The organism is Pseudacidovorax intermedius (assembly GCF_003350475.1).
GTDB lineage: Bacteria > Pseudomonadota > Gammaproteobacteria > Burkholderiales > Burkholderiaceae_C > Xenophilus > Xenophilus intermedius.
The window spans coordinates 102,759-115,761 of sequence record NZ_QQAV01000014.1; the positions used below are offsets into that span (position 1 = coordinate 102,759).

Here is a 13,003-nt window from a genome sequence, read left to right on the forward strand (position 1 = left end):
AGTCTCCTTGTGCAAGTGGGGGTGGAAAGGATCAGGGCGTTGTGGCGGCGGCAGCGCGGGCATTCGATGCCGGAGCCGGATCTGCGTCGGCAGGCATTCCGGCGACGTCGTCGGCATCGCTCTCGCCGCGCTGGGCACGACTGAAGCGCCGCCGCTCGTCGTAGGGAAACACGTCCAGCATGTGGCCCGCCAGGATGCGTTCCTTGTGGCGCTGCCAGAAGGCGGCGTCGAGCAGGTCGGCATGGTGCGCCATGAAGGCAGCGCGCACATGGTCGTTGGCCAGCAGGAAGGGCTCGAAGGTCTCGGGGAAGACGTCGCGCGGCCCCACGCTGTACCAGGGCTCGCCGCTGAGCTCGTCCTCCTCGCAGCGCGGCGGCGGCACACGGCGGAACTGGCAGTCGGTGAGGTATTCGATCTCGTCGTAGTCGTAGAACACCACCTTGCCGCCGCGCGTGAGGCCGAAGTTCTTCCACAGCATGTCGCCGGGAAAGATGTTGGCGGCCACCATGTCCTTGATGGCGTGGCCGTACTCGACCACCGCCTGCGTCAGCTGCTGCTGCGCCCGCTCGGCCGCGGCCGGCGACTCGGGCTGCGCGATCTGCTCGAGGCATTCGGCCAGCAGGATGTTCAGCGGGATCATGCGCCGCTCGATGTAGACATGCCTGATGACCAGTTCCATCTCGCCGTTGCCGTCGCGGTCGCCGATCTCGACCTGGCTGGGCGCGAAGCGTTGCAGCTCATCCACCAGTGCGGGCTCGAAACGGTCGAGCGGAAAGCCCACCTCGCTGTACTCGAGCGTGTCGGCCATGCGGCCCACGCGGTCGTGCTGTTTGACCAGCTGGTACTTGCGCTTGACCTGCTCGCGCGTGGTGTCCTTGGGCGGCGGGTAGAAGTCCTTGATGACCTTGAAGACGTACGGAAACGACGGCAGGTCGAACACCAGCATCACCATGCCGGGGATGCCCGGTGCGATGCGGAAGCGGTCGCTGCTGTAGTTCAGGTGCGAGAGGAAGTCGCGGTAGAACAGCGTCTTGCCCTGCTTGGCCAGGCCCAGCGCGCTGTAGAGCTCGGCGCGCGGCTTGTGCGGCATGAGGGCGCGCAGGAAGCGCACCCAGGCGCTGGGCACTTCCATGTCGACCATGAAGTAGGCCCGCGCGAAGGAGAACAGCATCTGCAGCTCGTCCTCGCCGAAGAGGGCGGCGTCGATCACCAGGCGCCCGTCCGCACCGTGCAGGATGGGCAGGGCGAAGGGCAGTTCGGTGAAGCCGTTGAGCACACGGCCCACCACGTAGGCGCCCTTGTTGCGGAAGAACAGCCCCGACAGCACCTGCAGCTGGAAGTTGGCCCGCAGTCGCACCGGCCCCAGCGCGCCCAGCACGGCCTGCGCCACCTGCTGCGCGTCCCCCGCCAGGTCGGCGAAGGGCACGATCAGGCCGAACCCGTTCACCAACTGCATCACGCTGCCGGCCAGCGAGCCGTCGCGCGGGTAGTAGGCGCGGTAGGTGGGCGCGCCCTGCGGCTCGATGTACTCGGTGCTGATGGCCGGCCGCACGAAGATGAAGTCGTTCTGGAAGTACGCCCGGTGCAGGATCTTGATGGTGACCGAGTTGAAGAAGCTCTCGGCCAGCTCGGGCTGGTGATGGTCCACCAGCAGGCCGATGTAGTGCAGCTTGACCTGTTGCCAGACGTCCATGGGCTGCGTGCCGGCGCGGAACTCCTTCTCCAGCCGGGCCACGGCCTCGGCCACGCGCAGGGCATAGAACTCGATGCGCTCGCGCTGGGCGCGCTGCTGGCCGGCCCAGTCGGCGGTCTCGAAGCGGTGCTTGGCGCGGGCCGACTCGGCGCGGAACAGCCGGTAATGCCGGTTGAAGCCGTCGATCAGCGCCTTGGCGATGCCGTAGGCGAGCGGCGAGTCCAGGCGCTGGGGAAACATGACGGCCGCGCCCTTCCTGCCCCTGCGCCCGGCTTCACTGGCCCTGGATGACCGCCTGTGCGCGCGGCTGCGGCGTGGCAGCGGCGGGCGCACTCCACTTGGCACGGATTCGCTGAACCGCCGCCTTGTAGATGCCGTCGAGCGGCTTGGCACCGTCGACGCTGATGCCCAGGTCCTGCAGCAGGCCATCGTGCACACCGAAGGCCCAGCCGTGGATGGTGACCTTCTGGCCGCGGCTCCAGGCGTCGACCATGACGGTGCTCACCGCCACGTTGACCACCTGCTCGGCCACATTGAGCTCGCACAGCGCGTCGTCGCGCACATCCTCGGGCAGGCTCTCCAGCATGACGTGATGGCGGTCGCGCACGTCCTGGATGTGGCGGATCCAGTTGTCGGCCAGCCCCACGCGGGTGCCCTTCATGGCCGCCTTGACGCCGGCACAGCCGTAGTGGCCGACCACCATGATGTGCTCCACCTTCAGCAGGTCGACCGCGAACTGGATGGTGGACAGCGCGTTGAGGTCGGAATGGACCACCACGTTGGCCACGTTGCGGTGCACGAACACCTCGCCCGGCTCCAGGCCGGTGATCTGGTTCGCGGGCACGCGGCTGTCGGAGCAGCCGATCCACATGAACTTGGGCGTCTGCTGCTTCACCAGGCTGGTGAAGAAGCCGGGGCGGTCGCGCTCCATCTGGGCGGACCAGGCGCGGTTGTGGGCGAACAGTTCTTGGATCGGGTCGGTCATGTCGGGCATTGTGTCAGTGGGCGGCGCGTCGTCCTACGCGGTGGCCCTGGTGGCGGCCTTGCGCGCACGCGTCAGCGCGGCACGGCTGGCCGTCTCCTGCGCGCGCACCTCGGCCAGGTTGGCCTGCAGCTCGGCCATCTGCGCCTCCAGCCGCTCGCGGTGGGCGCCCAGTACCCGCAGAAAGGCTTCGAGCTGGGGGACGGTGTCGCGCGGGCTGTCGTACATGTCGAGCACGTCGCGCGCCTCGGTCAGGCTCAGGCCCAGGCGCTTGGCACGCAGCGTGAGCAGCAGCCGCGCCCGGTCGCGTGCGGTGTAGACGCGGTTGCGGCCCTGGCGCTCGGGCGCGAGCAGGCCCATGTCCTCGTAGAAGCGGATGGCCCGCGTCGTGAGGTCGAATTCCTTGGCCAGTTCGCCGATGGTGAAAGTGGTGTTGGACATGCGAGAGGGATCGCCGCGCCCGCCGAAGGGTCGCGCACCGGTGACAGCACCATCGGGCGGCGCTGCCTACAATGACCGCAACTCTTACGTTGACGTAAACGTCAATCCTAGCCGAGCCGGCTGCCCCCGGCAATGCCGCATGAACCTCCTCGAACGCGAACTCCACTACCCCCTGGGCGACGCCCTGCCCGAGCCCGGCAAGACGATCGAGGTCGCGCCCGGCGTGCGCTGGATCCGCATGGGCCTGCCCTTCGCGCTGGACCACATCAACCTGTGGCTGCTGCGCGACTGCATCGACGGCCGCGAGGGCTGGAGCGTGGTGGACTGCTGCATCGCCCGCGACGAGGCGCGCCAGCAGTGGGAGCAGGTGTTCGAGACCGAACTGCAGGGCCTGCCCATCCTGCGCGTGATCGTCACCCACATGCACCCGGATCACATCGGCCTGGCGCACTGGCTGTGCGAGCGCTGGAACGCGCCGCTGTGGATCAGCTCCACCGACTACCACGTGGCCCGCGTGCTCAGCACCGCCGGCGACACGCTGGCCGGCGGCGAGGCCGCCGCCGCCTTCTTCGCGTCGCATGGCATGAACGACGCCGAAGCGCTGGCGAAGCTGCGCGCGCGCACCAGCTACTACAGCAGCATGGTGCCTGCCGTGCCCGACCGCTTCGTGCGCATGATGGACGGCGATGTGGTCCGCATCGGCGACCATGACTGGCGTTGCATCGCCGGCTACGGCCACGCGCCCGAGCACATCTCGCTGTTCTGCGAATCGCTGGAGTGGCAGGACGAGGCCGGCCGCCATGCGGGCGTGCTGCTGGGCGGCGACATGATGCTGCCGCGCATCTCCACCAACGTGAGCGTGCATGCGGGCGAGCCCGAAGCCAATTCATTGCGCCTCTTCCTCGACAGCATCGAACGCTTCAACGCCCTGCCCGCCGAGACACTGGGCCTGCCGGCCCACGGCAAGCCCTTCCGCGGCATCCACCGCCGCGTGGAGCAGCTGCAGGAGCACCACCGCGACCGTCTGGCCGAACTGCAGGCCGCCTGCGCACAGAAGCCGCATACGGCGGCCGAGGCCCTGCCCATCCTGTTCAAGCGCGAACTCGATCTGCACCAGATGACCTTCGCCCTGGGCGAGACCATCGCCCACCTGCACTGCCTCTGGTTCGCCGGCCAGCTGCGGCGCGAGCTCGGCGAGGACGGCGTCTACCGCTTCCGCCTAGCCTGAAGGCCGGGGGTCGAGGGAGCCCCCTAAACTGCCTCGATGACCGACGACCTGCAACGGCTGCGCGCGGGCGAGATGGCTGGCGCGCGCCGGCTGCGCATCGCGGCCGATCTCGACACCTTCCCCCGCGAGATCTTCGACCTGGCCGACACGCTGGAGGTGCTGGACCTCTCCGGCAACTGCCTGAACACGCTGCCCGACGACCTGCACCGGCTGCACCGGCTGCGCGTCTTCTTCGCCTCGTCCAACCGCTTCACCGAACTGCCGGCCGCGCTGGGCCGCTGCCCGCAGCTGGAGATGGTGGGCTTCAAGGCCAACCGCATCGCCCATGTGCCCGCCGAGGCGTTGCCCACGCGGTTGCGCTGGCTGATCCTGACCGACAACGACCTCGTCGAACTGCCTGCCGACCTGGGCCGGCGCCCGCGGCTGCAGAAGTTGATGCTCGCCGGCAACCGGCTCGCGGCCCTGCCCGACCTGCGACAGTGCCAGGCGCTGGAACTGCTGCGCCTCGCTGCCAACCGCTTCGAGGCGCTGCCGGGCTGGCTGGCCGAGCTGCCGGCCCTGTCGTGGCTGGCCGTGGGCGGCAACGCATTCAATGCGGCAGTCGAGGACGCGGCACGCCATGGCCTCGCCTCGGACGCCATCGACTGGTCGGCGGTGCAGGTAGGCGAGTTGCTCGGCGAGGGCGCCTCGGGCCGCATCCATGCCGGCATGCTGGGCGAAGGCGCGTCGGCGCAGGCCGTGGCGGTCAAGCTCTTCAAGGGCGAGGTCACCAGCGACGGTTGGCCACTGACCGAGATGGCGGCCAGCCTGGCGGCGGGCACGCATCCCCGGCTCATTCCGGTGCTCGGGCGGCTGCAAGGTCATCCCGAGGGTACGCAAGGCCTGGTGATGTCACGCATCTCGCGGCACTACCGCACGCTGGCCGGCCCGCCCAGCTTCGACAGCTGCACCCGCGACGTGTACCCGGCCGACCTGCGCATCCCCCCCGACGTCGCCCTGCGCATCGCGGCCGACGTGGCCTCGGCGCTGGCCCACCTGCATGCGCGGGGCCTGGTGCATGGCGATCTGTATGCCCACAACCTGCTGTGGCGCCCCGACGCGCCCGCCGGTGAAGCGACCGCGCTGCTCGGCGATTTCGGCGCTGCGGCGTTCGCGCCAGACGGTGAGATGGGTGAAGCTCTTCGGCGCATGGACGTGCGTGCCTTCGGCGTCCTGCTGTCCGAACTGGTGGCGCACGCAGAGTGTCTAGGCGAGCAAGACCGCGCTGGAGCCGAGGCGGCCCGGGCGTACGCGCAGGCGTGCATGCACGCAGATGCCGCTCGACGACCCACCGCAGCGGACCTTGCCGCTGCCACGGCCCGCTGGGCGGCGATCAGCCCGGCTGCAGTTGATACAGCCAGGTTTCCGTCAACGTGACCCCGCCGTTGCGCAGGTAGAGGCGCATGTCCACCGGCTCGTTGTTGCCGGCCGCGGGCGTGAAGTCGAACTGCGCACGCCAGTGGCCGGGCACGCCGTTGGGCACGGCCTCGGTGAAGACGTACGAGAAGCTGCCGCTCGATGCCGTGAGCACGGCCTCGGGCTTGACGCCGAAGGCAATGTCCTTGAGCGTGCCGCCGACGAACTCGACCATGAACTTGCGCACCCCCTGCGGACGCGGCTGCCCCGGCTGGCCGCCGCGGCCGATGCGCGTGGCCACGCAGCGCGCCAGCGGGCCGGGGAATGGCTCATCGGCCTGCCAGTACAGGCGGTAGCGCAGGCTGTAGCTGCTGCCCTTGGTGGCGGGCGCGGCCGGTACCCAGAAGGCGACGATGTTGTCGTGGATCTCGTCGTCGGTCGGGATCTCGATCAACTGCACCGACCCGTCGCCCCAGTCGCCCAGCGGCTCCACCCACAGGCTCGGACGCTTGTCGTACATCACGCCGTCCTGGTAGTGGTCGAAGGCGCGGTCGCGCTGCAGCAGGCCGAAGCCCTTGGGCGCGCGGTCGTTGAACTGCGAGGCGCGGGTGACGGCCGGGTTGTTGAGCGGGCGCCAGATGCGCTCGCCGCCACCCGTCCACAGCGCGAGGCCGTCGGAGTCGTGCACCTCGGGCCGCCAGTCGATGCCGCGGGCGCCCAGCGTCTCCGAATACCAGTACATCGAGGTCAGCGGCACCAGGCCCAGGCGGCCCACGTCGCGGCGCAGGAAGAGGCGCTGCTCGATGTCCATGATCACCGCCGCCTTGCGCTGCATGACGAAGCGGAAGGCGCCGGTGACGCTCGGGCCTTCGAGCAATGCATAGACGACCACCGTGGCGTCGTCCTTCGGCGGCTCGAACCAGAAGCGGGTGAAGTTGGGGAATTCCTCCGGCCGGTCTGGCAGCGCCACATCCAGCGCGATGCCGCGGGCCGACAGGCCATACTGATAGAGCTCGCCGATGGCGCGGAAGTAGGAGGCGCCCAGGAAGGCGACCCAGTCGTTCTTGCGCCAGTCCAGCTTGGTCTGGTCGCCCAGGCGGCTTTCCTGGAAGCGGAAACCGGCGAAGCCCGCACCGTCGGGCAGTTGCCTGGCCGGGCTGTCGGCCGGCATGTTGAAATAGGCGCTGTCGTAGACGATCTCGCGCGAGAACACGTCGCCGCCCGCGTTCTCCAGCACATGCATGTGCACCGGCACCTGGAAGAAACGGCCCAGGTGGAAGAAGGTGACCGGAAAGGCGCCGGGACCGTCCTTGAACAGCGCGTAGTCGGTGTCGAAGCGGATCTTGCCGTGGGCGTCGTAGTCGATGCGCTCCAGCACGTCCTTCGGCAGGCGGTTCTCCTGTGCATAGGGCCGGCCGGCCAGGGCCTGGGCGTCGGCCACGAGACCGTCCCACGAGAAGGGCCGCGGCTGGCTCAGCTGCAGGGCCTTGGCGTTCTGTGCGGAGGCGGGCCGGCCCAGAAGACCCAGGGCGAAGGCGGCGGCGCCGGAAGAGACGAAGGAGCGTCGGTCGAGCATAGGCAGGGGCAGGCGTTGTTCTTGTGAAGGCCGCAACCATACCGCGCCCCGGGATTCCCCTCATGTCGGAAATCCGCTTCGATGCATCCGGTTGCGTTTGGCGCCTTGGCGACGGCCCCGGGCCGCAGGCCCTCTTAAGCTGCGCCACCGAAGGAGACACGCACCATGGACACCTCGAACCTCTTCTCGCTCAAGGGCCGCACGGCCCTGATCACCGGCGGCTCGCGCGGCATCGGCCGCATGATCGCCGAGGGCTACCTCGCGCAGGGCGCCCGGGTCTACATCTCGGCCCGCAAGGCCGAGGCCTGCGACCAGACGGCGAAGGAGCTGTCGGCGCTGGGCCATTGCATCTCGCTGCCGGCGGACGTGTCGACGATGGAAGGCGTACAGGCGCTGGTCGCCGCCTATGCCAAGCACGAGGATTCGCTCGACATCCTGGTCAACAACGCCGGTGCGGCCTGGGGCGCGCCGTACGAGGAGTTTCCGGAAAGCGGCTGGGACAAGGTGGTGGACCTCAACATGAAGTCGCCCTTCTTCCTGACGCAGGCGCTGACGCCCATGCTCAAGAAGGCGGCCACCGACCACTTGGCGAAGGTGATCCACATCGCCTCCATCGACGGCATCTCGGTCAACCCGTGGGAAACCTACTCCTACGCCGCCAGCAAGGCCGGCCTGATCCACCTGACCAAGCGCATGGCGCTGCACCTGGCACCGCAGCGCATCGTGGTCAGCGCCATCGCGCCGGGCCCCTTCGCCTCCAGCATGAACAAGGAGGCCCGCGACCACGCCGAGGAGGTGGCCGACCGCGTGCCGCTGCGCCGCGTGGGCACGCCGGAGGACATGGCCGGCGCCGCCATCTACCTGGCCTCGCGGGCGGGCGACTACGTGGTCGGCTCCACGCTGGTGGTGGACGGCGGCTGCGCCTGGGGGCGCTGAGCGCGTTGGCGGCGCGGTAGCCCGGCCCAGGCCGCGGCGCCGGCGATGAGCAACCCGCCGAGCCAGCCCGCCGCATCCAGCCGCTCGCCCAGCAGGGCGACGGCGATCAGCGCGCCGAACAGCGGCTCGCTGCCCATCAGCAGCGCGGCCCGGCTGGGCGGCATGCGCTGCACCGCATGGTTCTGCGCGAAAAAGGCGAACACGGTGCAGCCCAGCACCAGGAAGGCCATGGCGGCCCAGAAGCCCACGGAAGCGGGCGGCAGCACCCAGCCGCCCGAGCCCGGCCGCAGCGCCAGCACCGAAGCCCCCAGCGCCACCACGCCGCACTGCACGGCGGTGAGCGACAGCGCCGGCAACGCGTGGCGCGGGGCCAGGCGCCGCGTCAGGCACACCATGCAGGCACGCAGCAACGCCGCCGCCAGCATCAGCGCCGCGCCCGCGGCATGGCCCGCCGGAGCCTGGCCATCGAGCGCCAGCAAAGCGGTGCCCGCCACGCACAGGCCGGTGGCCGCAAAGAGCCGCAGCGCCGGCCGGCGGCCGGACAGCGCCCACTCCACCCAGGGCGTGAAGGCCACGCACAGGCTGATCAGGAAAGCGGCCTGACCGGCTGGCGTGCGCCGCAGGCCCTCGGTCTCGCACACGAAGATGGCCAGCAGCAACAGTCCCAGCACCCCACCGACCGCCAGCCCCGCCGCCCCGCCCGGGCGCAGCAACGGCCGCAACGCGGGCGCCAGCACCACGAAGGTCAGGGCAAAGCGCAGCGCCAGGAACGCGGCCACGGGCATCTGGCCCAGCACCGGCTTGGTGACGGCATAGCTGGCGCCCCACACGGCCGCCACGGCGAGCAGCAGCAGTTCGGGCGCGGCCAGGGCGCGCGCCATCCGGTGGGCACGCAGGCGAAAAGGGGAGGTGATCGGCATGCCGGCGATTCTTCGGTGGCCACCCTCTGACGACCAGCCGCTGCGCCGGAACAAAATCCCTTCCCCATGGGAATCAATGCGCCGCTGCACCTGCTGTCCGAGATGGTGGCGTTCGCCCAGGTGGCCGAGCGCGGCAGCTTCTCCGCCGCCGCCCGCGCGCTGGGCATGACGCCCTCGGCCGTGAGCCGGCAGGTGGCGCGGCTGGAGGAGGCCCTGGGCGTGCGCCTGCTGGCCCGCACCACCCGCCAGCAGCGGCTGACCGAGGCCGGCCGCGAGGCCTTCGCCCATTGCGCCGAACTGGTGGCCGCGGCCCAGGCCACGCTGCAGGTGGGCCAGCGCTTCGCAGCGACGCCGGCTGGTGTGGTGCGGCTGAGCGCACCCAAGGCCCTGGCCCTCCACGTGCTGCATCCGCTGGTGCTGGAGCTGCTGGCCGCGCAACCCGGCCTGGAGGTGCACCTGGTCGCCGACGACCGCGACATCGACCCGGTACGCGAGGAGGTGGACCTGGTCGTGCGCATCACCCGCCAGCCGCCCGAAGGCCTGGCCGGACGGCCGCTGATGCCGGTGCGCCACCTGCTGTGTGCCGCACCCGCCTACCTGGCGGCGGCCGGCGTCCCCGCGCATCCGCAGGACCTGCCCGGCCACAGCTGCCTGTGGCTGGGCGAGCATCCGCGCGACCACCACTGGCGCCTGCGCCGGGGCGACGATCAGGTAGAGGTGGCGGTGCATGGCCGCTACGCCGTCAACCACAGCGGCGCGCGGCTGGATGCGGCGCGCCGTGGCCTGGGCATCGCCTGCCTGCCTGACTTCAGCGTTCGCGCCGCGCTGGCCGCGGGCGAACTGCAGCCGGTGCTGGACGACTGGGAATTCCTTGGCCCCTACAGCGGCCAGGCCTGGCTGCTCTATCCGCCGGACCGCCACCTGCCGCCCAAATGCCGCACCGTGATCGACCACCTCGCGGCCCGCCTCTCGCCCACGTCCGATCCTCGACCGCCCATGCCCACCCCATGACCGCCGTCCGCATCCCGCCCATCCAGTCCCTCCTGGCCTTCGAGGCCGTCGCGCGCCTGCGCAGCGTGACGCAGGCGGCGGCCGAGCTGTCGGTCACGCCCAGCGCGGTGAGCCACCGCATCCGTCAGCTGGAGACGCAGCTGGGGCTCAAGCTCTTCGCGGCGCGCGGCGAGTTCCTGCCCTCGGCCGAGGGCGCGGCCTACCTGCTGCGGGTGCGCGAAGCCATGGCCGCATTGCAGGACGCACCGCGCCCGGCCCGGGCAGCGCCCGCCTCCACGCGGCTGCGCGTGGCCGTCACGCCCACCTTCTCCCGCCAGCTGCTGCTGCCGCGGCTGGCGCTGTTCCGCCATGCCTACCCCGACATCGAGCTGATGCTGCAGGTGGCCATTCCCATCCACAACGTCACGGCCGAGGAGGCCGACATCGAGCTGCGCTTCGGCGTCGGCCCCTTCCCCGACCGGGAATCGATGCACCTGCTCTCCGACGAGGTCTGCCCCGTCTGCAGCCCCGAGTACCTGGGCGAGGCCGGGCCCTTCGAGGGCGACTTCGACACCGAGGCCGAGATCGGCCGCGCCCACCTGATCCGCTCGCCGCTGGAGCCCTGGCGCACCTGGTTCCGCGCCTGCGGCATCGGCCTGCCCGAGCCGGCCTCGGGCAACCAGTTCAACGACCTGGGCCTGGTGCTGGACGCCGCCGTCGCCGGCTTCGGCGTGGCGCTGATGCGCCTGCGGCTCGGCCAGGGCTGGCTGGACAGCGGCCGGCTGGTGCGCCTGTCGCGACGCAGCGTGCGCTCGCCGCACGACTACTTCCTGTGCTGGAAGCCGGGCACGCTGGAACGCTGGGAGTGCGCCGCCTTCGTCGACTGGATCCGGCAGGCGATGCGGGACTGAGCAGGCTGGCTCGCCCCTCCGTCCGGGCCCGGCTGCGGAGGCCCGCCGCCCAACCCCGCTCGGGCTGAGCCCGTCGAAGCCCTCCCGCCTTGCGCAGGCGCACCCCGTGAAAAAGATTCACGCCGGGCGCGCGTCGTTTTCAATCGCACGGCAGCCCCCGCTCCTACAGTCGCGCCACGCTGCACGGTTGCCGGCCCGGCCGTCGTACGCAGTCCATGTCCACAACAACACGCGAGGAGACACACGCCATGCCCTGGCAGCAGATCTACGACCCCTTCGGCAACATGTTCATCTCCACCGCCCTCGCGGCGATCCCGGTGGTGGTGATGCTGGCCGCCCTTGGCCTCTTCCACATCAAGGCGCACATCGCCGCCGGCATGGGCCTCGTCGCGGCACTGCTGGTGGCCGTTTTCGCCTACGGCATGCCGGCCGACCTGGCCGGGCGCGCGGCGCTCTTCGGCGCCTTCACCGGCCTGCTGCCCATCGGCTGGATCGTGCTCAACATCATCTTCCTTCACCAGCTGACCGAGCAGAACGGCAGCTTCGCGGTGCTGCAGGATTCGCTGTCGGGCATCACCGAGGACCGGCGCATCCAGCTGCTGCTGATCGCCTTCTGCTTCGGCGCCTTCTTCGAGGGCGCGGCCGGCTTCGGCACGCCGGTGGCGGTGACGGCGGCCATCCTGATCGGGCTGGGCTTCTCGCCGCTGGCGGCCTCGGGCCTGTCGCTGATCGCCAACACGGCGCCGGTGGCCTTCGGCGCGCTGGGCACGCCGGTGATCACGCTGGCCAAGGTGCACGGCTACGACCTGATGGAGGTGACGGCCATGATCGGCCGGCAGCTGCCCTTCTTCTCGCTGATGGTGCCCTTCTGGCTGATCTGGGCCTTCGCCGGCCGCAAGGCCATGATGGAGATCTGGCCCGCCATCCTGGTCACGGGCGTGAGCTTCGCGGTGCCGCAGTTCCTGGTCTCCAACTTCATCGGCCCGGAGCTGGTGGACATCATCGCGGCCGTCGTCTCGATGCTGAGCCTGGTGGCCTTTCTGCGGGTGTGGCAGCCCAAGCGCATCTGGACCTCGCCCTCCATGCGCGGCAACGACCCCAGCGCTGCCGAGGCCAAGCCGCCGCAGCCGGTGCGCCAGCACAGCCGCGCCGCGCTGGTGCGAGCCTGGATGCCGTGGCTGATCCTGTCGGTGTTCGTCTTTGTCTGGGGCCTGCCGGCGGTCAAGACCTGGCTCAACGGGCTGTTCGCGCCCAGCTTCCCGATGCCGGGCCTGCACAACATGATCGACAAGATGCCGCCCGTGGTGACCACGCCCCACAAGGAGGCGGCCGTCTACGTGCTGAACCTGTTGTCGGCCACCGGCAGCGGCATCCTGCTGGCGGCGGTGCTCAGCGCCCTGCTGATGAAGTACAGCCCGGTGGCCATCGTCGGCACCTTCTTGCGCACGCTGTGGATGGTGCGCTACTCGCTGCTGACCATCGTGCTGATGCTGGCGCTCGGCACGCTCACGCGCTTCTCGGGCACCGACACCACGCTGGGCCTGGCCTTCGCCAACACCGGCGTGCTGTATCCCTTCTTCGGCACACTGATGGGCTGGATCGGCGTGGCGCTCACGGGGTCGGACACGGCGTCGAACGTGCTCTTCGGCGGCATGCAGAAGGTCGCGGCCGAGCAGCTGGGGCTGTCGCCCAACCTGATGGGCGCGGCCAACAGCTCGGGCGGCGTGATGGGCAAGATGATCGACGCGCAGTCCATCGTCGTCGCCTCCACCGCCACCCGCTGGTTCAATCATGAAGGCGATATCCTGCGCTACGTTTTCTTCCACTCGATCGCGCTCGCGGCGCTGGTGGGGCTGTATGTGACGCTGCAGGCGTATGTCTGGCCCTTCACCCTGACCGTGGTCCACTGAACAAGCCGGCCCGGCGCGTGC

General features: G+C 70.2%; 11 protein-coding genes. 6 read left to right on the top strand and 5 right to left on the bottom strand.

Annotated elements, in window-relative coordinates; translation table 11 throughout:
* Positions 1 to 31: 31 nt before the first annotated feature.
* Genes aceK through DFR41_RS24500 form a run of 3 tightly spaced genes read right to left on the bottom strand, consistent with a single transcriptional unit; the run spans position 32 to position 3,116 of the window.
* Complete coding sequence (gene aceK / locus DFR41_RS24490; RefSeq protein ID WP_114804651.1) at positions 32 to 1,933, bottom strand: bifunctional isocitrate dehydrogenase kinase/phosphatase; 1,902 nt, start codon at positions 1,931 to 1,933, stop codon at positions 32 to 34.
* A 34-nt stretch (positions 1,934 to 1,967) separates the two neighbouring features.
* Positions 1,968 to 2,678, bottom strand: coding sequence for a carbonate dehydratase (can, locus tag DFR41_RS24495; protein WP_043112879.1), 711 nt, complete (start codon positions 2,676 to 2,678; stop codon positions 1,968 to 1,970).
* Positions 2,679 to 2,711: 33 nt separating this feature from the next.
* The gene (locus DFR41_RS24500; RefSeq protein ID WP_017758347.1) at positions 2,712 to 3,116 is read right to left on the bottom strand and encodes a MerR family transcriptional regulator; all 405 of its coding nucleotides are present in this window, start codon (positions 3,114 to 3,116) and stop codon (positions 2,712 to 2,714) included.
* Between the two features lie 139 nt (positions 3,117 to 3,255).
* Here DFR41_RS24500 and DFR41_RS24505 point away from each other — a divergent pair, with 139 nt between their 5' ends.
* Together DFR41_RS24505 and DFR41_RS24510 are read left to right on the top strand one after the other, a co-directional pair.
* Entirely contained in the window at positions 3,256 to 4,344 is a 1,089-nt protein-coding gene (locus DFR41_RS24505; protein ID WP_114804652.1) for an MBL fold metallo-hydrolase, read from the top strand.
* A 36-nt stretch (positions 4,345 to 4,380) separates the two neighbouring features.
* Entirely contained in the window at positions 4,381 to 5,760 is a 1,380-nt protein-coding gene (locus DFR41_RS24510) for a leucine-rich repeat-containing protein kinase family protein (protein ID WP_114804653.1), read from the top strand.
* Here DFR41_RS24510 and DFR41_RS24515 read toward each other — a convergent pair.
* Positions 5,717 to 7,315, bottom strand: coding sequence for an OpgD/OpgG family glucan biosynthesis protein (locus DFR41_RS24515; RefSeq protein ID WP_114804654.1), 1,599 nt, complete (start codon positions 7,313 to 7,315; stop codon positions 5,717 to 5,719). The genes DFR41_RS24510 and DFR41_RS24515 overlap by 44 nt on opposite strands.
* A gap of 165 nt (positions 7,316 to 7,480) precedes the next feature.
* Between DFR41_RS24515 and DFR41_RS24520 the strand changes: the two genes are divergently transcribed.
* Positions 7,481 to 8,251, top strand: a complete 771-nt coding sequence (locus DFR41_RS24520) for an SDR family oxidoreductase (RefSeq protein WP_114804655.1) — start codon at positions 7,481 to 7,483, stop codon at positions 8,249 to 8,251.
* Here the strand turns inward: DFR41_RS24520 and DFR41_RS24525 are convergent.
* Positions 8,197 to 9,171: a DMT family transporter gene (locus DFR41_RS24525; protein ID WP_114804656.1), complete on the bottom strand. Its 975-nt coding sequence runs from the start codon at positions 9,169 to 9,171 to the stop codon at positions 8,197 to 8,199. The two genes, DFR41_RS24520 and DFR41_RS24525, sit on opposite strands and share 55 nt — an antisense overlap.
* Positions 9,172 to 9,237: 66 nt before the next feature.
* On the opposite strand from DFR41_RS24525, the gene DFR41_RS24530 reads away from it, so the two are divergent.
* From DFR41_RS24530 to DFR41_RS24540, 3 genes are all read left to right on the top strand, one after another.
* Positions 9,238 to 10,182: a LysR family transcriptional regulator gene (locus DFR41_RS24530; protein WP_114804657.1), complete on the top strand. Its 945-nt coding sequence runs from the start codon at positions 9,238 to 9,240 to the stop codon at positions 10,180 to 10,182.
* Complete coding sequence (locus DFR41_RS24535; protein WP_114804658.1) at positions 10,179 to 11,072, top strand: LysR substrate-binding domain-containing protein; 894 nt, start codon at positions 10,179 to 10,181, stop codon at positions 11,070 to 11,072. The genes DFR41_RS24530 and DFR41_RS24535 overlap by 4 nt, the downstream gene beginning before the upstream one ends.
* Positions 11,073 to 11,320: 248 nt before the next feature.
* On the top strand, positions 11,321 to 12,982 hold the full coding sequence (locus DFR41_RS24540) for an L-lactate permease (protein WP_114804659.1): 1,662 nt from the start codon (positions 11,321 to 11,323) through the stop codon (positions 12,980 to 12,982).
* Positions 12,983 to 13,003 lie beyond the last annotated feature (21 nt).